This window comes from Phytohabitans sp. LZ39, from assembly GCF_059359075.1.
Map to the genome: position 1 here is coordinate 383,031 of NZ_JCADBM010000002.1, position 23,387 is coordinate 406,417.

16 protein-coding genes are annotated in these 23,387 nt (G+C 70.1%); 12 read left to right on the plus strand and 4 right to left on the minus strand.

Annotated features, from left to right (window positions below; all coding sequences use genetic code 11):
- Positions 1-15: 15 nt before the first annotated feature.
- The 4 genes from AC5L36_RS05440 (at position 16) to fxsT (ending at position 8,163) form a co-directional block, all read left to right on the plus strand.
- Positions 16-2,292: an FxsB family cyclophane-forming radical SAM/SPASM peptide maturase gene (locus AC5L36_RS05440; protein WP_441214230.1), complete on the plus strand. Its 2,277-nt coding sequence runs from the start codon at positions 16-18 to the stop codon at positions 2,290-2,292.
- A gap of 122 nt (positions 2,293-2,414) precedes the next feature.
- Positions 2,415-3,059: a TIR-like protein FxsC gene (locus AC5L36_RS05445; protein ID WP_441214231.1), complete on the plus strand. Its 645-nt coding sequence runs from the start codon at positions 2,415-2,417 to the stop codon at positions 3,057-3,059.
- Positions 3,056-4,255 carry a TIR-like protein FxsC gene (locus tag AC5L36_RS05450; RefSeq protein ID WP_441214232.1) on the plus strand — a complete coding sequence of 400 codons (1,200 nt, stop codon included), beginning with the start codon at positions 3,056-3,058 and terminating at the stop codon, positions 4,253-4,255. Before AC5L36_RS05445 ends, AC5L36_RS05450 begins: the two co-directional genes overlap by 4 nt.
- On the plus strand, positions 4,252-8,163 hold the full coding sequence (fxsT, locus tag AC5L36_RS05455) for an FxSxx-COOH system tetratricopeptide repeat protein (protein ID WP_441214233.1): 3,912 nt from the start codon (positions 4,252-4,254) through the stop codon (positions 8,161-8,163). The genes AC5L36_RS05450 and fxsT overlap by 4 nt, the downstream gene beginning before the upstream one ends.
- Here fxsT and AC5L36_RS05460 read toward each other — a convergent pair.
- The gene (locus AC5L36_RS05460) at positions 8,143-9,111 is read right to left on the minus strand and encodes an alpha/beta fold hydrolase (protein ID WP_441214234.1); all 969 of its coding nucleotides are present in this window, start codon (positions 9,109-9,111) and stop codon (positions 8,143-8,145) included. The genes fxsT and AC5L36_RS05460 overlap by 21 nt on opposite strands.
- A 389-nt stretch (positions 9,112-9,500) precedes the next feature.
- Here AC5L36_RS05460 and AC5L36_RS05465 point away from each other — a divergent pair, with 389 nt between their 5' ends.
- Positions 9,501-10,613, plus strand: a complete 1,113-nt coding sequence (locus AC5L36_RS05465) for a M23 family metallopeptidase (RefSeq protein ID WP_441214235.1) — start codon at positions 9,501-9,503, stop codon at positions 10,611-10,613.
- A 55-nt stretch (positions 10,614-10,668) separates the two neighbouring features.
- Positions 10,669-11,619 carry a malate dehydrogenase gene (mdh, locus tag AC5L36_RS05470; RefSeq protein WP_441214236.1) on the plus strand — a complete coding sequence of 317 codons (951 nt, stop codon included), beginning with the start codon at positions 10,669-10,671 and terminating at the stop codon, positions 11,617-11,619.
- A 55-nt stretch (positions 11,620-11,674) separates the two neighbouring features.
- Here mdh and AC5L36_RS05475 read toward each other — a convergent pair whose 3' ends face one another.
- A complete protein-coding gene (locus tag AC5L36_RS05475) occupies positions 11,675-13,174 on the minus strand; it encodes an alkaline phosphatase D family protein (protein WP_441214237.1) in 1,500 nt (499 codons plus the stop codon).
- A gap of 103 nt (positions 13,175-13,277) precedes the next feature.
- Positions 13,278-14,045: an MBL fold metallo-hydrolase gene (locus AC5L36_RS05480; protein ID WP_441214238.1), complete on the minus strand. Its 768-nt coding sequence runs from the start codon at positions 14,043-14,045 to the stop codon at positions 13,278-13,280.
- Positions 14,046-14,115: 70 nt separating this feature from the next.
- On the opposite strand from AC5L36_RS05480, the gene AC5L36_RS05485 reads away from it, so the two are divergent.
- Positions 14,116-15,330, plus strand: a complete 1,215-nt coding sequence (locus AC5L36_RS05485) for an NADP-dependent isocitrate dehydrogenase (RefSeq protein WP_441214239.1) — start codon at positions 14,116-14,118, stop codon at positions 15,328-15,330.
- A gap of 287 nt (positions 15,331-15,617) precedes the next feature.
- Here the strand turns inward: AC5L36_RS05485 and AC5L36_RS05490 are convergent, their stop codons facing one another.
- Positions 15,618-16,946 (minus strand): glycoside hydrolase family 36 protein, encoded by a 1,329-nt coding sequence (locus tag AC5L36_RS05490; protein ID WP_441214240.1) that lies wholly within the window; start codon positions 16,944-16,946, stop codon positions 15,618-15,620.
- 77 nt (positions 16,947-17,023) lie between these two features.
- On the opposite strand from AC5L36_RS05490, the gene AC5L36_RS05495 reads away from it, so the two are divergent.
- From AC5L36_RS05495 to AC5L36_RS05515, 5 genes are read left to right on the plus strand one after another with little or no spacing between them, the layout of a single operon-like run.
- Positions 17,024-18,985: a beta-galactosidase gene (locus tag AC5L36_RS05495; RefSeq protein ID WP_441214241.1), complete on the plus strand. Its 1,962-nt coding sequence runs from the start codon at positions 17,024-17,026 to the stop codon at positions 18,983-18,985.
- Positions 18,985-19,755 carry a DeoR/GlpR family DNA-binding transcription regulator gene (locus tag AC5L36_RS05500; RefSeq protein ID WP_441214242.1) on the plus strand — a complete coding sequence of 257 codons (771 nt, stop codon included), beginning with the start codon at positions 18,985-18,987 and terminating at the stop codon, positions 19,753-19,755. Before AC5L36_RS05495 ends, AC5L36_RS05500 begins: the two co-directional genes overlap by 1 nt.
- On the plus strand, positions 19,752-20,798 hold the full coding sequence (gene galT / locus AC5L36_RS05505; protein WP_441214243.1) for a galactose-1-phosphate uridylyltransferase: 1,047 nt from the start codon (positions 19,752-19,754) through the stop codon (positions 20,796-20,798). The genes AC5L36_RS05500 and galT overlap by 4 nt, the downstream gene beginning before the upstream one ends.
- A gap of 39 nt (positions 20,799-20,837) precedes the next feature.
- Positions 20,838-21,668 carry an alpha/beta fold hydrolase gene (locus AC5L36_RS05510; RefSeq protein WP_441214244.1) on the plus strand — a complete coding sequence of 277 codons (831 nt, stop codon included), beginning with the start codon at positions 20,838-20,840 and terminating at the stop codon, positions 21,666-21,668.
- Complete coding sequence (locus AC5L36_RS05515; protein ID WP_441214245.1) at positions 21,665-22,897, plus strand: Type 1 glutamine amidotransferase-like domain-containing protein; 1,233 nt, start codon at positions 21,665-21,667, stop codon at positions 22,895-22,897. Before AC5L36_RS05510 ends, AC5L36_RS05515 begins: the two co-directional genes overlap by 4 nt.
- Positions 22,898-23,387 lie beyond the last annotated feature (490 nt).

Sequence of the window (23,387 nt, forward strand, 5' to 3'; positions counted from 1 at the left end):
CATCTAGTCTCCGTCGTGTCGATCGCGGACGCTGTCCAGCCGTCGCCGACCCCTGCCCTGACCAACTACGTACTCAAGGTCCACAGCCGTTGCGATCTTGCCTGTGACCATTGCTACGTCTACGAGCACGGCGACCACAGCTGGCGCAAACGTCCCCACGCGATCGACCTCCGCACGGTAAAGGCTGCGGCGAGGCGGATCGCCGAACACGTGCGCTCCCACCGGCTCGGCCAGGTGCATGTCGTGCTCCACGGCGGCGAGCCGCTCCTCCTGGGGCCGGCCAGATTACGTGACGTACTCACGGTGCTCCACGCCACGATTGCGCCCGTCACCGACCTGCGGCTGCACCTTCAGACCAATGGCGTGCTGCTCTCGCAACGATTCTGTGCGATCCTCGCCGACTTCCGCGTCCACGTGGGAGTCTCATTGGACGGCGATCGCGTGGCCAATGACCGGCACCGCCGATTCGCCAACGGCGCGAGCAGTCATCGACAGACACTCCGCGCGCTCGCGTTGCTGCGAAAGCACCGACAGATCTATGGCGGCATTCTCTGCACCGTCGACGCCGAAAGCGATCCGATCCAGGTGTACGAGGCGTTGCTGGCCGAGGATCCGCCCCGCATCGACCTGCTGCTGCCGCATGCCACGTGGGATCACCCTCCGCCACGGCCGCACGCCGATCCTACGCCGTACGCGACCTGGCTCGGCAGGATCTACGAACGCTGGATACGCGACGGGCGGCCGGTTCCGATTCGCCTCTTCGACTCTTTGCTGTCGACGGCCGGCGGCGGCCCCAGCTTTACCGAAGCGGTCGGCCTCGACCCGGCCGACGTCGCCGTCATCGAGACTGACGGGACCTGGGAGCAGGCGGACTCGCTGAAGACGGCCTACGACGGAGCGGCGGCGACCGGCCTCGACGTGTTTCGGCACACGGTCGACGACACGGCCCGGCACCCGGGTATCGCCGTCCGCCAGTCGGGGATCAGGGGCGTGTGCGAGACGTGCCGCGACTGCGAGGTGGTGCACCGGTGCGGCGGTGGGTTGTACGCCCACCGGTTCCGGTCCGCCAACGGGTACGACAATCCCTCGGTCTACTGCTCCGACCTCAAGGAGTTCATCTCCCGTATGGACAGCACACCTGCGCGGGCAAGCACTTCGGTGCCCGAGACCGTCCTGGACGAGTTGGGCTCTGGTTACGGCGACGCGGCCACCATGAGGTATCTGGCCGCTTCCCAACTCTCCATCACCCGAGCGCTGCTGGCGGTGCTCGGCGCGACGACGGACAACCAGGTGGCGGTCGACGGATGGGATCTGCTCGGCCGGCTCGACGGCGAGCGTCCACGGGCAGTCGAGCAGGTGCTGGCCCATCCGTACGTGAAGGCATGGGCGGTGCGGTGCCTGAGACGAGAGGCGGATCCGGCCTACCTGGCTTGTCTGGCCGCGGCCGCCGCGGTGCGGGCCGGCGAGCTTGTCGAGATCGCGTTGCCGGTGCACGACGAGATGGTGTATCTGCCGACGCTCGGCCGGTTGGTGCTCGGCCCCGGCGTCGGTGAGGTAGCGACGCTCCGGTCCGTCACCGGCGGGTTCGAGGTTCGGGCGGGCGGCACCGTCCACACGGCACCCGTCGTGGGTGCGGCTCCGCGCCTCACGAACTGGCATCCGGTCCGGCGGCTCGATGGGGATGGGCTGGTGGTCGAGCTCGAAGACACCGATCCCTACCGCGACTGCTACGGCGCGCCGGTGGCCACCCGACTGGACGGCACCGCGGTGGACTCCTGGCAGCGGTTGCAGGACGTCGCCTGGAAGAGCATCCGGGAGTACGCGCCTGGGCACATGCCCGCCCTGCGTGTCGGGTTGCGTGCGCTGACCCCGCTGCTGCCCGGCGAAGGTGGTCTCCAGCGCAGCGCGACCAGCAGACTGGCGTTCGGCGCCGTGGGAGTGGCGGAAGTCCCGGACGGCGACGCGCTGGCCGTCCTGCTGGTGCATGAGATCCAGCATCTCAAGCTCGGCGCCGTGCTGGATCTGTGCGATCTTGTCGACACCACCCGCGATCTGCGCCTTCGGGTGGGATGGCGTTCGGACCCGCGGCCGCTCGAAGCCGTGCTGCAAGGGACCTATGCGCACCTGGCGGTCGCCGAGATCTGGCGCACCCGCGACCGGGCGAGCGCGACCTTTCGACGCTACCGAGACTGGGTGCACGCGGCGATCGATCAGCTCGTCGGCACCGGTGCGCTTACGGTCGAAGGCGAACGATTCGTCGGCCGAATGCTTCAGCGCGCGGATGGCTGGTAGCGATCTTCAATACGTGGTCGGATAGCTGACAGTCGATCAGAAAGCACGTTTCGCGCCGAGGTTTGGAGGGATACCTACCATGGTGGCGGACGGCACGCCCGGTCGGCAGGGAGAGCAGCGCCATGGACGGCCCCGTGTTCGAGCTCGAGCCGGGGGAGCCGCTGTTCTTCATGAGCTACGCGCATATCACCGCGACGCGCGACGAGGTCGCCCGCTTCTTCGAAGACTTCTCGACGGATATCAGCGAGCTCCTCGGCCGTGTGGTGGGCGCGTATCCCGGATTCATGGACACCGTCATGGGCGGCGGCGAGCGGTGGAGTCCGGAGCTGTTGAGGGCCGCCGGCACCTGCCAGGTCTTCGTGCCGTTGCTCTCCGCCTCGCTGATCACGAGCGACTGGTGCGGCATGGAGTGGCACGCCTTCGCTCGCAGGACGAGGGTGCGGCGTGCGGACGGCCGGCCCGACAACGCGACCGGGATCGTGCCGGTCCGGTGGTCGCCGATCGAGCCAGGCGATCTTCCCGATGTCGTCCGCGGGATCCAATGGTTCACTCCGGCACGCCTACCCGATCAGAAGATCGTCGAGGCGTACGAGCGGGAGGGTCTCCTGGGGCTGCTCCGGCTCGGCATGGAAAAGGAATATCGCGCGGTCGTCTGGCGGCTCGCGCAGCACGTGATGTCGATTTTCCGGTCCCACTGGGTGACTTCGTTGATTCCCGAAGGCCCGGAGGAGCTACGCAACGTCTTCCGTGACCGGGGGGTGCCATGAGTCCGACGCCGGAAACGTACTTCTTCCTCAGCCATGCGCGTGTGGCACCGCCGACAGACAGCGCGCGTACGGACGCCGACTCATGGGTCCGTGAGTTCTTCCGGGACCTGTCCCTCGAGGTACGACGGCGGGCCCGCCACGACGTGGGCGCCGAGGTCGGCTTTCTGGACCTGGAGGTCTCTCCCGCGGCCGACGCTCGGACCGCGCTCCTCCGGGCGCTCGGCTCGGCACAGGTGTTCGTGGCGCTGTACTCGCCGGGCTACATCCGCAACTCCTGGTCGGCGAGGGAGCAGGAGGCGTTCGGGGCGCGGGTGGCCGAGCAACGATCGCCTTCGGATCGGCTCCTTCCGGTGCTCTGGGTGCCGTTCATGTCCTGGGAGGACCCCGGAGAGGCGCACGTGGCGCAGATTCGCCGTGCCCGAAAGCTGGCGCACGACGTTCCGGAGTACCTGGAGAACGGCATGCGCGGGCTGCGAATGCTGAGCTACTTCGAGGACCAGTACCGAGCGGTCCTGGGGCGTATCGCCGGCGGCATCGTGGACCTGGCCGAACGGGCCCCACTGCGGCCGTCGCCAACACCCGACCCGTACCAGGGTGTCGGAGTCGACGCGGCTTTCGAGGTGGCCGTCCTCGCACCCGCCACTGTGGACCTGCCACCGGAGCGTGCCACGGACGGCTACGGCGAGACGAGTGTGCTGTGGCGGCCGTTTGGCAACCGCCAGGCGTTGCCGGTCGCGGACGACGCCGCGAACACGGCGCAGCGGCTCGGGCTGTCCACCAAGGTCAGCGACTACGCCGACGCGGGCGGGCCGATGCCGGGGCGTCCGGCCGTGCTGCTCATCGATCCATGGGTGATTGCCGCGCGAGACGGCGCGCGGGTGTTGAGCGACCTCGCGCGGGAGCTCCCCGAGTGGGTGATTCCGCTCATCGTGGCGGACGAAGAAGATCCCGAGTATCTGGCGCGGGGCGCGAAACTCGCAGGCACAGCGGCGGATATCCTCTATGCGGAAGGCGGTCGGCGTCCGGAGCGGGTGGGTCAGCTGAGCGAGTTCGTTCGCATCATGCCCAGTCTCATCGCCAAGGCACGCCGTCAGTACCTGAAGAATGTGCCCGTTCCCACGTCGACCAAGTCGGTCAAGCGTCCGAAGCTGATCGATCCGGATGCCGAAACTCTGCCGGTTGAGGAAAGACCATGACAGACACACGTGTGGGTCAGATCGTCACGTTCTACTCATACAAGGGTGGCACCGGGCGTACGATGGCGGTCGCGAATGTCGCGTGGATCCTGGCGGCCAGCGGCAAGCGCGTGCTGGTCACCGACTGGGATCTCGAGTCGCCCGGCCTGCATCGGTTCTACAAGCCGTTTCTCGATCCCGATGTGATCGGCGGCACCGAAGGGATCATCGACCTTGTCCGGGCCTACGAGGACGAGGCGATCAAAAACCGGCATCGCGACGACGGCTGGCAGAAGGAGTACGTCAAGGTCGGCGGTGCCTTCACGGTGGGCTGGCAATTTCCCAGTGGCGGCTCGCTCGCCTTTCTCTCCGCCGGACGCCAGAGTGACCACTACGCCGCCACCCTCAGCGGCCTCGACTGGGACAATTTCTACGACCGGCTCGACGGCGCCGCGTTCTTCGACGCACTGCGCGACGACATGAAACGCCGGTACGACTACACGCTGATCGACAGCCGTACCGGGCTGAGCGACGTCGCGGACATCTGCACGATGCACCTTCCCGATCTCCTGGTCGACTGCTTCACACTCAGCGACCAGGGCATCGAGGGGGCGGCATGGGTCGCTCGCCGGGTCCGCAACTACATCAAACGCGAGATCCAGATCCTGCCCGTGCCGATGCGCGTCGACGCCGCGGAAAAGGAGAAGGTCGACGCCGGCCGCGCCTTCGCCAAGCGGAGTTTCGGCTCGCTGCCGGCGCGGATGAGCGACGAGGAGCGCGACGCGTACTGGGCCGCCGTGGAGGTGCCGTACAAGCCGTACTACGCCTACGAGGAGACGCTCGCCACATTCGGCGACGAGCCGGGGTCGCGCACCTCGTTGCTGGCCGCGTTCGAGACGTTGACCCACTACATCACCGGCGGCGAGGTCCGGGCGCTGCCGCCGATGGACGAAGCCACCCGCCTGCACCAGAAGGCACGCTTCATCCGCAAGGTGCCCGAGTACATCGAAAAGGACGTCGTCCTCGAGTACGCACCGGCCGATCAGCTGTGGGCGGAGTGGATCGGGGCGGTCCTGCAAAGCGCGGACATACGCGTCCACGCGAGCGGAGGTGTCCACCTCACCGCGGAGGGGCGCCGGGTCAAGCCGCGCCGGCTGGCCGTCGTTTCCGGTGCGTACGTGGCGGCGGACGCCCTGGCGACCTCTCCGCGGGAGGAGGTCAGCACACGACCGCCGCTGGCGATCTATGTCGGCGAGCTGCGTCCGCTGCCCGCGTTTCCGAGCGATACGTCAGCCACCATCGTCGGGCTTTCGGAGCAGAGCGCCGAGGAACGCGTCCTCCGGCTGCTCGGGCGCCAAGGTTCGGCCATAAAGGAGCGACCTCCCCACCTGGCCCGCTTCCCGGGCGCGGAGCCGAGGATCTTCTCCGCGCCGACCCGCAACGCGATGTTCACGGGACGGGAAGAGGAGCTCGTGCGCCTCCGTGCCCACCTACAGTCGGATCGCACGGCGATCGTGCTGCCCAAGACATCCGCACTCCCGGTGGCGCTGCAAGGGATGGGCGGCGTGGGCAAGACCCAGGTCGCTTTGGAGTATGTCCACCGGTTCCGAAACGCGTACGACATCGTTTGGTGGGTCAACGCCGAACTGCCCCAGTTCATCGACACGGCGCTGGCCGACCTGGCCGACCGCCTCGCCGTGCCACCCGAGTCCAAGACCATCGACAAGGCGCGCTGGGCGCTACAGGCGTTGCGCCGAGGCGAGCCGTTCGGTCGCTGGCTTGTGGTCCTCGACAACGCCGAGGACTTGGAGCAGGTCATGCGGTTCATGCCGGAGGGAAACGGCCACATCATCATCACGTCCCGAAACCAGGCGTGGGCTGACTATGCCAAGGGGATGTCCGTCGATGTGTTCCGGCGGGCGGAAAGCGTCGCGCACCTTCGCCAGCGCGTGACCGAGATGACGGCGCAAGAGGCCGACCAGGTGGCGGAGATCCTCGGTGACCTGCCGATCGCGATCGCCGCGGCCGGTGCGTGGCTCGCGGAGACCCTCACCTCGGTGCCCGAGTACCTGCGCGAGATCGAACGCCACGGTCCACGCGCGCTGTCCGGCTCGGACGACAAGGGAAGCGGCGCCGCGGTGGAGGCGACGTGGGACCTTTCGCTCACCCGCCTGCGGAGCCAGTCCGAGGCCGCGTACCGCCTGCTCCAACTCTGCTCGGTGCTGGCCCCCGAAATCGCGCTGAGCCTGGTCTACAGCGACGAGATGGCCGCCGCACTCAAGCCGTACGACGCGACCGTCATCGAGCCCATGGTGCGGTCCGCGCTGATCCAGCGCACCAATCGGCTCGCCTTGGTCAAGCTCGACCCCCACAACCAGCAGGTTGCCATCCACCGCCTGTTGCAGGCCGTCGTCCGCGCGCGGATGACGGACGAGGAGCTGGCGGAGGTGCGCCAGCAGGTCCACCGAGTGCTCTGCGGGTCTCGGCCGGACGGCGAGGTCGACAGTCCGGCCACCTGGGCCCGCTACCGGACGCTCTGGCCCCACCTCGAGGTCTCACATGCCCTGCACAGCACCGACGAGAAGATGTGGCAGCTGATCGTCAGCCGCCTGCGATATCTCTGGCTCGGCGGCGACTTCAGCGAGGGCGAGAAGTTCGGCCGTCAGGTCGAGGCAGCCTGGCTCGAGCAGCTGAACTCCATGTCGGACGAGGACGAGGCCGACGCGCTGCGCCGGCACCTGCTCCACCTCCGGTTCAACCTCGCCAACATCCTGCGCTCGCAGGGTCGTTTCGAGGAAGCGAGGCAGATCAACGAGGAGGTCCACGCGGCGCAGCAAGCGCTGCTCGGCGCGGAGCATCCGCACACGCTGATGACCGCCCGCGGCCTGGCCGCCGACCTCCGCGGGCTCGGCATGTACGCGGAGGCGCTGGAAATGGACGAGAACGCCTATCGCGTGTGGGCGGAGGTGTTCGGCGAGTTGCACCCGCAAACCCTGGTCACCGCCAACAACCTCGCTGTCTCGTTCCGCGCGGTGGGCAACTTCCGCGACGCCCGCAGCCGCGACGAGAAGGTCTATGCCCGGCTTCAGATCGTGCGTGGCACCGACCACCCCAGCACCTTGGCATCGGCGTCCTGCCTGGGCCGTGATCTCCGCGAGGCCGGTGAATACGAGGAATCGGTGCTGCTTCTCCAAAACGTGTTGAGCAGCCTGCACTCGGTGCTGGGGAAGGAGGCGGCAGACTCGCTGAAAACGCAGGCAAACCTCGCCGTTTCGATGCGCAGCGCCGGCAAGGCGGCCGACGCCGCGCCCCTCCTGGACGAGGCCTACGACCGGCTCCAGCAACGGTTTGGTCCCGGCAACCCGGACACGCTCGCCTGCCGGCTGAGCCGGTCGGCCAACCTGCTGGCGACCGGATCGCTGGCGCAGGCCATGGCGGAGATGGAGGAGGTGACCGAGGCCTACGAAAAGTTCCTCGGCCCTAGCCATCCCCACACGCTCGTGTGTTTCACCAACCTCTCGGCGGCCGCCAGCGCGGCGCGTCAGGTTGAGCGGGCCGTGGAGCTGGCACAGCGGGCCAGCGAGGAGTTCGAGCACACGCTCGGACCCGACCACCCGTACAGCCTGGCGGCGGCGATGAACCTGGCGAGCTGCCGGGCCGAGCAGGGTGAGGTCGAGGAGGCACACGTCCGCATGCAGGAGGTGGCGGCGCGGATGGCGGAGGCGCTCGGCCCGGAGCATCCGGACACCCTTTGCTGTCAGTCGCATGTGGCGATCACCGGCAGGTGGCTCGGCCGGACCGATCAGGGCGCCGACCCGACGGGATCAGTGCGGCGTCTGATCGACGCGATCGGCCGCCACCATCCGGTGGTCAAGACGCTTCAGGCGGAGAGGCTTGTGCATCGGGTGCTAGATCCGCACCCATTCTGACGGAAACGCCTCAGCCATCCAATCTGGCCCCGGCAGGACGTCGTCCGCGGCGGCCTGCCGGACGCCGCTGAGCCACATCAACGTCAGTGGCAGGATCTCGACCGCGGCGAAATGACCCGCGCCTTCTTTGACCAGCAGCTTGGCACTGGGAATCTGCTTCGCCAGCCATCTGGTGTGCTGGAGCGGTGAAAATGTGTCGGCGTCGCCGTGCCAGAGCAGGACCGGGGGCCTGATCGTCGAGAGTTCGAAGCCCCAGCTCTTGCGAAACGCCGTGACATCGTCGATCCAGCCCCCGGGGCCGGATCGGGTCGCCTCCCTGTAGCTGGCGGTGAGGAGCTTTCTCATCGCGATGTCGTCGACCACGCGGTGGTCTCTTTCGCACAACGCCGGACGCAGGTGGTCGACGAGACTCTCCGGCTTGTTGTGTGTTTCCTCCGTACGCGCGGCCAGCTCGGCGGCGTATGCCGTACCGGAGGCGTCGACCGACCGATACTCGTTGACGTTGAGGTGGGTCATGCCATGGTGCCAGTCGAGGTCCGGCGCGTCGGCGGGTGCGATGCTGACCAGCGCCGCGGCCCGCGTGACCCGGTCAGACAGGAGCGCGGCACAGGCCAGGGCATGAGGGCCACCGCCGGAGCGGCCGACGACCGCGAAACGGTCGAGATTCAAGTGGTCGGCGATCGCCTCGATGTCGCCAGCCACGTCGGCCACGCTGCGGCCCTCGTGGCGATCGGAGTCGCCATATCCCGGGCGGTCGTATGAGATGAGGCGAATGCCCATCCGGTACAGAACGATGCCCCGCGGTTTGGGACCGCTCCGGCTCCCGGGCGTGCCGTGCAGGAGGAAGACCGGCAAACCATCCGGTGCGCCCGTGACTTCGACGGCAAGTCGCCGGCCGTCACGGGTCGTGACCACCACCAGCGGTGGGGACAACTGCGCCGAGGCCACTCGCGCTTCCTTTCGGGGACAGAAAGGGGGGACCGCCTCGAACGGCAGATGCCCCTCTCAATCTACCAGGTTAAGGCGCCAAGGCCCGTTCAGTCATCGTTGCGTTCGGTAGCCCTGTCAGGCAAATTGTTGGCACGGAAGCGCCACGGGGAGATCCATTTCGGCCACATATGCCAGTTGAAAGTGCCAACCCAGTAGCCTGACCCTCAGGGAGTGCCCGGCGTACCGGTCGATGAGGTGTAAATCGGTGGGCGCCGATGCCTCGGGCGGTTCGACCGCGTCCTGCCCGAATCCGGCCCACCGTTCGAGACCCGCTCGATGTTGGTTCGCTGGTGCTGGCGTCGGCGCGGCACCGTGACCAAATTGTATCTTTTGTTCAAGATCGAGTTATGCGACTACCCATTGCGCTTCTGGCCCTTTCCCTCGTAGGTGCTGGCACGCCGGCGGCCGCGGCGTCCGTCGGGGGTCTTGAGGCGGCTGTTGTCGCGCGGCTCGGCCCGACCGTGCAGGTGAACATCGCTCCCCGCACCACCGACCGGTGGGGCTTCGGCACCGCCGTGCGGCCGACCGCCGCGTACCCGGAGGGGTGGCTCTTCGTCGCGCGGCGGGAGACCGGCGTCTGGCGGGTCGCGCTGGAGGGCGAGGCGGAGTTCGCCACGCTCAGCGCCGCGTCCGTGATCCTGACCGGCGACGAGCGCCGCGCCCTCGGTGCGACGAGGGCGCGCACGCGCGGGCCCGAGTCCACCACCGACCGGCGCACCGGGATGCGACTGCCGTTCGCGGTCGGGCAGACCTGGCGGTACACCGGCGGGCCGCACCCGATGAGCGGCGGCGCGCGCAGCTCGGTCGACCTGGCCGGCGGCGACGGCAAGGTGCTCGCGGCGCGGGCCGGGCTGGCGTACACGATGTGCAAATCCGGTCGGGGCTGGGTGCGCGTGGTACACGACCGCGGCTTCGCCACCGACTACTACCACCTCGAAGGCAACATCAAAGTGGACGGCAAGCGGGTGGCCGAGGGTGCGTTCCTTGGCAACATCGGCAACGACGTCTCCTGCGGCGGCCGCTCCACCGGCAAGCACGTGCACTTCTCGCTGCGGCGCGACGGGGCGTACACGCCGATCGACAAGTACTCGTTCGGCAAGTGGGTGATCGTCGCGACCGGCGGCGCGTACGACGGCGCCGCGCTGCACGGCTCGAAGCGGGTCGCGGTCGGCGGCGGCCTCTACAACTACGGGGCGCTCGGCCTCACCCAGGGCGTGGTCGACACCGACGGCGGCACCACGCTCAACCGCCGCTCCGGCCCCGGCACGGCCAACCCGGTGGTGGGCAAGCTGACCGACGGCGACACGGTGACGATCACCTGCTCGGCCCGGGGTACCAAGCACGCCGGCCGCAACAGCTACGTCACGGACCTGTGGAACAAGCTGGCCGACGGGAGCTGGGTGAGCGACGCGTACGTGTGGACCGGCACAGGCGCCCCGGTCAACGGACTCTGCACCTGAGCCGGCTGATACGGTCCGGAAAAGAGTGCCGTCCGTATCAGGGAGTGAGACGACCATGGGCAAGAAGGTCACCGTCGTCGGCGCCGGCTTCTACGGCTCGACGACGGCGCAGCGGCTAGCCGAATACGACATCTTCGACACGGTTGTGCTCACCGACATCGTGGAGGGCAAGCCCGAGGGTCTCGCGCTCGACCTCAACCAGTCGCGGCCGATCGAGGGCTTCGAGACCAAGGTCGTCGGGCAGACGACCGGCCCCAACGGCGAGGGCTACGAGGTGATCGAGGGCTCGGACGTCGTCGTGGTCACCGCCGGCCTGCCCCGCAAGCCCGGCATGAGCCGGATGGACCTGCTCGGCGTCAACGCCAAGATCGTGCGGCAGGTCGCGGAAAACGTCGCGAAGTACGCGCCCAACGCCGTCGTCATCGTCGTCTCCAACCCGCTCGACGAGATGACCGCGCTCGCCCAGCTCGCCACCGGCTTCCCGAAGAACAGGGTGCTCGGCCAGGCCGGCATGCTCGACACCGCCCGCTTCACCCACTTCGTCGCCGAGGCGCTGGCCGTGCCGGTCGGCTCGGTGAAGACGCTGACGCTCGGCTCGCACGGCGACACGATGGTGCCGGTGCCCTCGAAGTGCACGGTCAACGGCAAGCCGCTCGCCGAGCTGCTGCCCGCCGACAAGATCGAGGAGCTGGTCGTCCGCACCCGCAACGGCGGTGCCGAGGTCGTGGCGCTGCTGAAGACCGGCTCGGCCTACTACGCGCCGTCCGCGGCCGCCGCCCGTATGGCCCGCGCCGTCGCCGAAGACTCCGGCGCCGTGCTGCCCGTCTGCGCGTGGGTCGACGGCGAGTACGGCATCTCCGGCGTCTACCTCGGTGTCGAGGCCGCGATCGGCGCCAACGGCGTCAACCGGGTCGTCGAGACCGACCTGACGGAGTCGGAGCTGGCCGGTCTCAAGGAGGCCGCCGAGGCGGTCCGCGCCAAGCAGGCCGACGTAGCGACCCTGTAGCCGTGAAGGACTCCGGGTCCACCCGCGCGCACGGGCGGGCCCGGAGTCACGGTCGTTACCCGGCGACCGAGATGCCGGGGCGGCCGGATTCCACGAGAAACTGGGCTGCTGTCCGGACGGTCGACTCCTGGGCCCGGACCGTGCTGACCAGGCGGAGCGAGCTGAGCATGCGCTCGCGGGTGACGTCGCAGACCACGTAGCCGCGCTGGTTGTCGATGTACTTCCAGTGCGGGCTCTCCGCCATGATCGGGTCGTACGTGTTGTGGAACGCCACCGGGTCCGCGTTGCCGCCCGACGTGATCGACGTGCCGGTGATCTCGGCGGCCACCACCGGCGACGCCGGGTCGTCGAAGTCTGGCTTGAGGTCGCACACCCACGTGCAGTGGCGGTCGCCCGTGAGCACGACGGGGTTGTCCACCTGCCCCGAGCCGAAGAACTCCAGCAGCCGCCGCCGCTGTACCCGGTACCCGTCCCAGTTGTCCAGGTCGTAGACCTTCTCCGGCCCGGCCCGGCGGTCGTTGGACGCCCACATGACCTGGTTGGCCAGCACGTTCCAGCGGCTGCCCGAGGTGCGCATGCCGTGCACCAGCCACTGCTCCTGCTCGGCGCCGGTCATGCTGAGCGCGGGGTCGTTGGCCGCCTCGATCGTGGCCGGCTGGTCGCTGCGGTACTGCCGGGTGTCCAGCACGTGCACGCTGGCCAGCCGGCCGAAGCGCAGCCGCCGGTACAGGCGCATGTCCAGCCCGCGTGGTGTGGATTCGCGGCGCAGCGGCATGTGCTCGTAGTACGCCTGGAACGCCGCCTTGCGCCGCTCCCGAAACGCCTCCGGCGTCTGTAGGGCGGGGTCCTGCGGGATCTCGTCGGCCCAGTTGTTGTCGACCTCGTGGTCGTCGAACGTGACGATCCACGGAAACGCCGCGTGCGAGCTTTGCAGGTCGGGGTCGCTCCGGTACTGCGCGTGCCGGTTGCGGTACTGCGCCAGCGTCATCGGCTCGCCGGTGCCCTCGTGCTGCCGGAGGGCGGCCGGGTTGGCCGGGCCCTCGTAGATGTAGTCGCCGAGGAACGCCACGAACGCCAGGTCTTCCGCGGCGAGGTGGCGGTGGGCCGTGTAGAAGCCCGCCTGGTAGTCCTGGCAGCTGGCGAACGCGAAGCGCAGCAGCCGCGGACGCGAGTGTGGCGTGGGGGCGGTACGGGTGCGGCCGACCGGCGAGATCTCGTCGCCGGCGCGGAAGCGGTAGTGGTACACGCTGTCCGGGCGCAGACCTTGCACGTCCACGTGTACCGAGTGCCCGACCAGGGGATGGGCGAGCGCCACGCCGCGCCGGACCACGCGGTGGAAGCGCTCGTCCTCGGCGACCTCCCACCGCACGCGCACGGGGCGGTCGGGCATGCCGCCGCCGTCGAGCGGCCGCGGGGCGAGGCGGGTCCAGATGACGACCGCCTCGGGCAGCGGATCGCCGGAGGCCACGCCGAGGGTGAAGAGGCCGGACGGGAGAGAGCCACCGGCGGTCGAGGGGATGTGCGCCTCGGTTCGGCCGTCGGGGGAGAGCAACATGGGTCCGACCACGAGGCCAGCGCCTGCGGCGACGAAGCGTCGCCGGCTTAGGGGGTACGGGTTAGCCATGCACTGACACTCGTGGATGGCGGTGAATCGCCCCTTACGCCCGAACGAACGGCTCGGTCAGGTGAGGTGTGGCGAGGGTGATGCCGGCTTTCAACAGCTTCGTCCGGGACTCCCTCGCCGCCGACGGGTCCGCCTCGTGCGAGTACGCCGTCTCCGGGGCGACGAGTTGTACCGCGTGCACCAGGAGGTCGCCGGTGACGAGGAGCTGCTCCTGCCCGTACTCGACGAGCACCGACTGGTGGCCCGGCGTGTGGCCGGGCGTCGCGATCGCGGTGACCCCGGCGGCGATCGGGACATCGCCCTCGACGAGCCTGAGCTGGCCGGCCTCGCGAAGCGGACCCAGGACGCTCTCCCGATCCGCGCGGAAGGCCTCGGCGTCGGCCCGCTGGACGAGGTACGTGGCGTTGGAGAAGTACGGCGTGCCCACGACCGCCCAGCCGATGTGGTCGGTGTGCAGGTGGCTGAGCACGACCGTGTCGACGTCGGCGGGGTCGATGCCGGCGGCGGCGAGCTCGTCCGGCAGGCGGCCGGGCACGGGCGCCCAGCTCGCCGCGAGCGAGTCGGCCGGCCCGATGCCGGTGTCGACGAGCGTGATGTGGTCGCCGTGGCGGACCGCGAAGCACCGGAAGCGCAGCAGCCACTGTCCGTCAGCTGTCACCGCGCCCGGGTCCCGCTCGTCGGCCCGCGCCCACAACTCGGCGCTGACCTGCGGAAACGCCTCTTCGCGCGGCTCGAAGAAGGTGCCTTCGCCGTCGTGCAGAGCGACGACCGTCGTTGGGCCGAGGGTGCGGGTGAGTGGCATGCTGGGCAGTCTAGGCTGTGCAGTACGCTCGTACTGCTAATTAGAAGTCCCGGAGAGGAGCGCCGGCTCGATGGCGAAGATCAAAGTAGCGAAACCCGTTGTCGAGCTCGACGGCGACGAGATGACCCGGATCATCTGGAAGCAGATCCGGGAGCAGCTGATCCTGCCCTACCTCGATGTCGAGCTCGAGTACTACGACCTCTCGATCCAGTACCGCGACGAGACCGACGACCAGGTCACCGTCGACGCGGCCAACGCCATCAAGCGCCACGGCGTGGGCGTCAAGTGCGCCACCATCACGCCCGACGAGGCGCGGGTGGAGGAGTTCGGCCTGAAGAAGATGTGGCGCTCGCCCAACGGCACGATCCGCAACATCCTCGGCGGTGTCGTCTTCCGCGAGCCGATCATCATGTCCAACGTGCCGCGGCTCGTGCCCGGCTGGACCAAGCCCATCATCATCGGCCGTCACGCCCACGGCGACCAGTACAAGGCGACCGACTTCGTGGTGCCCGGCCCTGGCACGGTGACCATCACGTACACGCCCACGGACGGCAGCGCGCCGATCGAGCTCGAGGTGGCGAAGTTTCCCGGCGGCGGCATCGCGATGGGCATGTACAACTTCGACGACTCGATCCGTGACTTCGCCCGCGCGTCGTTCCGGTACGGCCTGGACCGCGGCTACCCGGTCTACCTGTCCACCAAGAACACGATCCTCAAGGCGTACGACGGCCGCTTCAAGGACCTGTTCGCCGAGGTGTTCGAGGCGGAGTTCAAGGACCAGTTCGCCGCGGCCGGGCTCACCTACGAGCACCGGCTGATCGACGACATGGTGGCCGCCGCCCTGAAGTGGGAGGGCGGCTTCGTGTGGGCCGCCAAGAACTACGACGGCGACGTGCAGTCCGACACGGTGGCGCAGGGCTTCGGCTCGCTGGGCCTGATGACCTCGGTGCTCATGACGCCCGACGGCAAGACCGTCGAGGCTGAGGCGGCGCACGGCACGGTCACCCGGCACTACCGGCAGTGGCAGAAGGGCGAGAAGACCTCGACCAACCCGATCGCCTCGATCTTCGCCTGGACCCGCGGCCTGGCCCACCGGGGCAAGCTCGACGGCACGCCGGCGGTGAGCGAGTTCGCCGACAAGCTGGAGCAGGTCTGCGTCGAGACCGTCGAGGGCGGCCAGATGACCAAGGACCTGGCGCTGCTCATCTCGCGCGAGGCGCCGTGGCTGACCACCGACGAGTTCATGAACGCGCTGGACCAGAACCTGTCCAAGAAGCTCGCCTGACCGGGCCGGGTGGGTGGCGCTCGCGCCGCCCACCCGGACTCAAAGAGCTTTGGAAATGCCCCTCTTCGGCCGTTTAGCGCGGCTGGGGAGGGGCATCGCGCATCTCGCGAGATATGGGGCGCGGGGGGCCCGGGACAGGGCCCCCCGCAGGGAAGGGACGGCAGGCTGTTCGCCATAGCCGTAAGACCGACGGCCGGCGCGGTGGGCGGCCATGACCGGCGATCTCACTGGACGTGACTGGCACCACGTCCACTAGTGCTAACGACCTCCTCGATCGCCGGTGACGGTCACGCTCGTTCAGGGAAAGGAGTCGGTGGCGGTGGGTCGCCGAGGAGGCGGCGGGTGGTCTCCAGGCCCCACTCGTCGAGCGCCGAGATGCGGTCGGAGCTGACCCGCAGGCCGCCGTACCGCTCGACCACCGACGCCCACTCCTCGCGGCGCTCCACGTCCGGGCGGGCGATGAGGCAGTCCGGGTCGTTCACCCAGAAGCGGCCGTGCTGCCAGGCCCGCGCCGCCGTGGAGAGCGCGGCGCCGCGCTGGGACGGCTGGGAGAGGTCACCGTCCGGCGGCTCGTACGTGGGGCTGGTGTCGGCCGATACCCGCATCGCGTCGTAGAGGCCGACGCTCGGCAGGATCGGCGCGCCGCAGCCGAGCAGGTACGCGTCCGGGCCGATCATCTCGCGGAGCAGGGCGACGCCGCTGCGGTACGCGGCCAGCGGCTCGACACCGGTGTGGCGCGAGCCGGAGAGGGCGGCGGCGTACGCAAAATCGATCTTGAAGTAGTCGAAGCCGAGTCCGGCCAGCCACGAGAAGACCTCGCGCAGGTAGTCGGCGGCGTCCGGGTTGGTGGTGTCCAGGCCGTACGACGGGCCGGCCCAGTGCTCGCCGGCCGAGACCGGCAGGCCGTCGGGGCCGGCGATCAGCCACTCCGGGTGCTCGGTGGCGAGCCAGCTGCCCTCCTCGACCCAAAACGGGGCCACCCAGATCCCGGCCCGCAGTCCCGCGTCCCGGATCCGTGCGGCCACGCCCGCCAGCGAGTCGAACCGGTCGGAGAGCCGCAGCCAGTCGCCCACCGCGCGCTGCCAGCCGGCGTCCACCTGGACCACGTCGACCGGCAGGTCGCGCTCGCGGATGACGGCGATGTTCTCGGCGATGTCGGCCTCGGTGACCCGGTCGAAGTAGTGGTACCAGGAGCACCAGGCGGTCGGTGCCTCCCGGGGCAGGTCCGCTCCCGCCGTGCGGGCGAAGCCCGACGCCCAGTCGCCCAGCGGCACGCCGGTGTGCGCGGTGACCGGCCCGTCCGCCGTGACCACGAGCCGGCCGTCGACGAGCGTGGCGCGGATCGAGGGGACGGTCAGCGGGTCGGGCGCGGTGTACAGGCGCAGCGGCCCGCCGTCGCCGGGGTCGACCGCCAGCAGCCCCTCGCCCTGAAAGCCGTCGTCCGGCGCGGCGATCTCCGGCCGGTAGTTGCCCCGCCGCCGCCACTCCGCCGCCGGGCGGGGTGGCGGCGCGTCGACGGGGTACCAGGAGGTGGGTGACCAGGACTGCCAGCCCTCCTCGTAGACCCGGGCCGTCCCCGCGGCGATCCGGATCTCGTCGACGATCTCGAAGAGCACGGGCACAGGATGTCACACGAGGTGGGCGTGCGGTAGTGTTCGATTCTGTTGACTTAAGTTAGGAGGAGGTGCGGCGAGTGGCGCTCTGGTACGGCGGCGACTACAACCCCGAGCAGTGGCCGGAGAGCGTGTGGCCGGAAGACGTGCGGCTGATGCGCGAGGCCGGCGTCAACCTGGCCACGGTCGGCGTCTTCGCCTGGGCCTGGCTGGAGCCGGCCGAGGGCGTCTACACCTTCGACCGCCTCGACCGTATCCTCGACGGCCTGCACGCCGGCGGCATATCTGTCGACCTCGCCACCGCCACCGCCTCGCCGCCGGCCTGGTTCTCCCACGCGTACCCGGAGATCCTCCCGGTCGACGCCGGCGGCCGGCGCCTGACCTACGGCAGCCGCCAGGCGTTCTGCCCCAGCTCACCCCGCTACCGCCAGGCGGCGGCGCGGCTGGCCGAGCAGATCGCCCGCCGCTACCACGGCCACCCCGCGCTTGCCATGTGGCACGTCCACAACGAGTACGGCTGCCACAACGCCCACTGCTACTGCGAGGTCTCCGCGGAGGCGTTCCGCGACTGGCTCCGCGTGCGGTACGGCGACCTCGACGCGCTCAACGAGGCGTGGGGCACCACCTTCTGGTCGCAGACCTACACCGACTGGGCCCAGGTGCAGCCGCCCCGCGCGACGGTCACCTCGTCCAACCCAGGGCAGGTGCTCGACTTCAAGCGGTTCAGCTCGGACGAGCACCTGGCCAACTTCACCGCCGAGCGCGACCTGCTGCACAAGCTCTCGCCGGGCGTGCCGGTCACCACCAACCTCATGACCGCCGCCTGCTTCGACCTCGACTACTGGGCCTGGGGGCGGGAGATGACCGGCCCCGACCGGCTCGTCTCCAACGACCACTACCTCGTCGGCGACGACCCGCGCGAGGCGCCGGCCCAGTCCGCGTACGCGGCCGACCTGTCCCGCTCGCTCGGTGGCGGCGCGCCGTGGCTGCTGATGGAGCACTCCACCAGCGCGGTCAACTGGCAGCCACGTAACTTCGCCAAGCGCCCCGGCCAGCTGATCCGGGAGAGCCTGGGCAACGTGGCGCGCGGCTCCGAGGGCGCGATGTTCTTCCAATGGCGGGCCAGCCGCGCCGGCTCGGAAAAGTGGCACTCGGCGATGCTGCCCCACGCCGGCACCGACTCGAAGATCTGGCGCGAGGTGGTGCGGCTCGGCTCGCATCTGCGGCAGCTGTCCGAAGTGGAGGGTGCGCGCACGGTCGCCGACGTCGCCCTGCTGCTCGACTACCCGAGTGCGTGGGCGCAGGAGGCGCGTAACCAGCCGAGCGTCGACATGACCGCATTCACCGAGATCATGCGGTGGCACGCGGCGTTGTGGCGGGCCGGCGTCACCGCCGACCTCGCCCACCCCGGTGCCGACATTTCCGGGTACCGGCTGGTGCTCGCACCCGCACTGTATCTGCTCTCGACCGAGGCCGCGGACAACCTGCGCTCCTATGTGGAGGGCGGTGGCACGCTCGCCGTCGGGCCCTACAGCGGGCTCGTCGACGAGCACGACCGCGTGCACCCGGCGCCGCTGCCCGGCGCGCTCGCCGGCCTGCTCGGCGTCCGCGTCGATGAGTTCTACCCGACGGCCGAGCCCGTGCCGCTCGACGACGGCTCGACCGGGACACTGTGGACGGAGGCGCTGGAGAGCGACGGCGCCGACGTCGTCGCGCGGTACGCGGCCGGTCCGCTCGCCGGTGCCCCGGCACTGACCCGCCACGGCACCGCCTGGTACACCAGCACCCGCCTCGCCGACCCCGACCTGGCCCGCTGGCTCGGCGCGGTGGCGGAGACGGCCGGCGTGGCGCCCACTCATCCGGTGCCGGCCGGCGTCGAGGCGGTCCGGCGCCGGCACGCCGACGGCCGCACGTACCTCTTCCTGATGAACCACACCGACACCCCCGCCGCGGTCGAGGCCGCCGGCACCGACCTGCTGACCGGCGCGGCCTGGACCGGCCGGCTCGACCCGGGTGGCGTCGCCGTCCTGCGGGAGGACTGATGCTCGCACCACAGCGCCAGGCCGCGATCCTGGACAGAGTCAGAGCCGCCGGCGGGGTACGGGTCACCGAGCTGGCCGCCGAGTTCGGCGTGTCCGACATGACGATCCGCCGCGACCTGGAGGCGCTCGCCGATCGCGGCCTGCTGTCCAAGGTGCACGGTGGCGCCACGTCCATGCATCCCGGCTCCACCGACGAGCCGGGCTTCGCGGCCAAGTCGATCCGCCAGCGGGCGGAGAAGGCCGCCATCGCGATCCGGGCCGCGCAGCTGGTCAGCCCCGGCACGGCGGTGGCCCTGTCCGCGGGCACCACGACGGCCGAGCTGGCCCAGCGGCTCGTCGACGTGCCGGAGCTGACCGTGGTGACCAACTCGATCCCGGTCGCCGACGTCTTCTACCGCGCCGGCCGGCCCGACCAGACGGTGGTGCTGACCGGCGGGGTGCGTACCCCTTCCGACGCGCTGGTCGGCCCGGTCGCGCTGACCGCGATCCGCTCGCTCCACCTGGACGTGCTCTTCCTGGGGGTACACGGGATGAGCGAGCGGGCCGGCTTCACCACGCCCAACCTGATGGAGGCGGACACCAACCGGGCGCTGGTCGCCGCCGCCGAACGCCTCGTGGTGCTCGCCGACCACACCAAGTGGGGCACGGTCGGCATCTCCTCCATCGCCGAGCTGTCCGAAGCGCACGTCGTGGTGAGCGACGCCGCCCTGCCCGAGGCCGCCCAGGCCACCCTGACCGAGCACGTCGAGGAGCTGGTGATCGTCCCGTGAGGAAGACATCCACCACACTGGCCGATGGCCGCGAACTGATCTACTTCGACGAGCGCGACGACGTCGAACGCGACGCGGTCGACAAGCGTGACCTGCCACCGCCACCGCCGGCGTCCCAGCTGCGGTACGACGCGCTCGTCGACGAGTGGGTGGCGATCGCCGCGCACCGGCAGACCCGCACGTTTCTGCCACCGGCCGACGAGTGCCCGCTCGACCCGTCGCGCGACGGGAAGGAGACCGAGATCCCCGCGTCCGACTACGACGTGGTGGTCTTCGAAAACCGCTTCCCGTCCTTCAGCGACCGCCCGGTCGAGCTCCCCGAGGGCGTCGTGGCCCGCCCGGCGCACGGCCGGTGCGAGGTGGTCTGCTTCACGTCCGACCACAACGCCTCGTTCGCCACGCTGCCGCCGTCCCGCGTGCGCACGGTGCTGGAGGCGCAGATCGACCGCACCCTGGCACTGTCCGCGATGGACGGGGTCGAGCAGGTGTTCTGCTTCGAAAACCGGGGCGTCGAGATCGGTGTCACCCTGCACCACCCGCACGGCCAGATCTACGCTTACCCCTTCGTCACCCCACGCACCCGCGCGATGCTGGCGGCCTCCCGCGGCCGTCCGGTGTACTCGGAGCTGCTGGCCAGCGAGCGCGCGGCCGGCGTACGCGTCGTGGCCTCCAACGAGCACTGGACCGCCTTCGTGCCGGTGGCCGCGCGGTGGCCGTTCGAGGTGCACGTCGCGCCGCACCGCCGGGTACCCGACATGCCCGCCCTCGACGACGCCGAGCGCGACGCCTTCGGCCCGCTCTACCTGGATGTGCTGCGCCGCTTCGACGCCCTCTTCGGCGTGCCGATGCCGTACATCTCCGCGTGGCACCAGGCCCCGGTGCACAGCGGCCGCGAGGAGAGCCACCTGCACCTCCAGCTCTTCAGCATCCGCCGGGCCGCCAACAAGCTGAAGTACCTGGCCGGCTCCGAGTCCGCGATGGGCGTATTCATCAACGACGTGGTCCCCGAAGAAGCCGCCCACCTCCTGCGCGAAGCCGGGTAACGCTGGAATCTTGTCCCACCCTGCGCCTAGATTCAGGGCGTGGATCTGCGCGTAGCGGTGGGTGAGGGCGTTCATCTGCGCGTGCGCCGGCACGACGGCGAGCGCGAGCCGTCGTTCCTGCTGGTGCACGGCCTCGCGTCCAATGCGCTCCTCTGGGACGAGGTGGCCGCCGCGCTGGCGGAAGCCGGCCACGGGTCGTATGCCGTCGACCTGCGTGGTCACGGCGAGTCCGACCTGCCCGACACCGGCTACGACGCGGGCACCGCCGCCGCCGATCTGGCGGCCGTGGCCACCGCGCTGGAGCTGCACGATGTCGTGGTGGCCGGGCAGTCGTGGGGTGGCAATGTCGTGGTCCGGCTCGCCGCCGAGCACCCCGCGCTGGTCAAGGCCCTCGCGCTCGTCGATGGCGGGTGGATCGACCTGTCCTCCCAGTTCGACACCTGGGAGGAATGTGCGAAGGCGCTGCGCCCGCCCGACCTCGACGGGCTGCGGGTCGACCAGATGCGCGGGTTTCTGCGGCGGGCCCACCCCGACTGGTCGCCCGCGGCGGTCGAGGCCACGGTGGCCAACCTGCGGGTCCGGCCCGACGGCACGCTTGAGCGGCGGCTGCCCATCCCGCGACACATGGAGATCGTCCGCGACATGTGGGACGACCCGCCGCGGCGTTTCTACCCCGCGCTGGCCATGCCGGTGCTGCTCGTGCCGGCGCTCCCCGACGACCAGGAGCGGGCCGCGCGGAGCCGGGCGCGGGTCGAGGCCGCGGCGCGGGCGCTGGCCGACGCCACCATCCGGGAGTACCCGGGAGGCGACCACGACCTGCACGCGCAGCACCCGCGCGAGTTGGCGGCCGACCTACTGAGGCTGGCATGAGTGGCGTCCTGGTCATCATGGGCTCGGGCGAGACCGCGCCGACGATGGTCAAGCCGCACCGGGCGATCCTGGAGCAGGTCGGCGAGCGGCGCGCGGTGCTGCTCGACACGCCGTATGGTTTTCAGTCCAACGCCGACGACATCTCGGCGCGCGCCGTCGGCTACTTCGCGGCCAGCGTGGGGCGGCAGATCGACGTGCTCTCCTGGCGCCGCCCACCCACCGACACGCTGGAGCGGGAGCGGGCACTGACCACGCTCCGCGAGGCCGGCTGGGTGTTCGCCGGTCCGGGCAGCCCCACCTACGCGCTGCGCCAGTGGCGAGACACCCCCGTGCCCGACCTGATCGCGGGCAAGCTGCGCGACGGCGGCGTGGTCTGCTTCGCGAGCGCCGCGGCGCTGACGCTCGGCAGCCACGCCATCCCGGTCTACGAGATCTACAAGGCCGGCGTCGAGCCACACTGGGTGCCCGGCCTCGACCTTGTCTCGCCACTGCTCGGCTTTCCCGCCGTGATCATCCCGCACTACGACAACGCCGAGGGCGGCCACCACGACACCCGCTACTGCTACCTCGGCGAGGGCCGGCTGTGCGCGATGGAGGCCGAGCTGCCGGAGGAGACGCTGATCCTCGGCGTCGACGAGCACACGGCGGTGCTCTTCGACCTCACCGCGGGCACGGCCGCGGTGCTGGGCAATGGGCAGTTCACGATCCGCCACGGCGGCCAGAGCACGATCCACCCGCCCGGCTCGGTGGTCGCCATCGCGACACTTGCCTCCGGCGGTTCCGCGGTGGTCCCGGTGCCAGCCGGCGCGCCACCCGACAAAGCGCCGGCCCAGCCGCTGCCCGAGTCGTCGCTCAAGGCCGCCGCCGACGCGCTCGAGGCCCGCTTCGACATCGCGCTGGCCGCCCGAGACGTCGACGCCTGCGTGGCCGCCATCCTCGACCTCGAGCAGATCATCGTCGACTGGTCCGCCGACACCAACATCTCCGACGAGGGCGAGCAGGCCCGCGCGGTGCTCCGCTCGATGGTCGTGCGCCTCGGCGAGCTGGCCCACGGCGGCGCCCGCGACCCCCGCGAAGTGCTCGGCCCCTACGTCTCACTGCTGCTCGACCTGCGCACCAAGGCCCGCGCCGCCCGCGACTTCGCCACCTCCGACGAGATCCGCGACCGCCTCACCGCCGCGGGCGTAGAGGTCCGCGACACCCCGGCGGGTCCGGAGTGGACGATCTAGCGACCTTTCGGAGTCGGGGTAGCCTTCGACCCCTATTTAGATGTGAGCTACCGCGATGCCCGTCGTGGTCCGTGCCGTTGCTCCCGCGGCCTCGCCCGTCCGCCGCTGGTCGCGCTCACCCCGGCGGCTGCGCCGGGCCTTACGGCCTCGGCCGGGAGGTAGGTGCGCGCGGGATGCGTTCCCTAGAGTGGCCACCCCCGGTCGGCCCACCGCCGTACGCACGATGGCGTGAACGCATCGGTGCGCTCAGCTCGGCCGAAATCTCCGGTTGTCCACCGCAGGTCCGCGGGACAAGCCCCCGGCGGGGGTCTTCGCGCGGGCGCTACCTGCGCCATCCTGACGCAGCGTCACCAGCCCTGGGTCGGGACGTCCAGATCTAGGAGAGTTAGGGCGCGCTATTTCAGCCCTAACTCTCCTAGATCTGGAATCTCGCGCCGCTCACACCGCCGCGGCGGTTACTCGCGGCGCCGAGAACCCTGTTGCTTTCCCG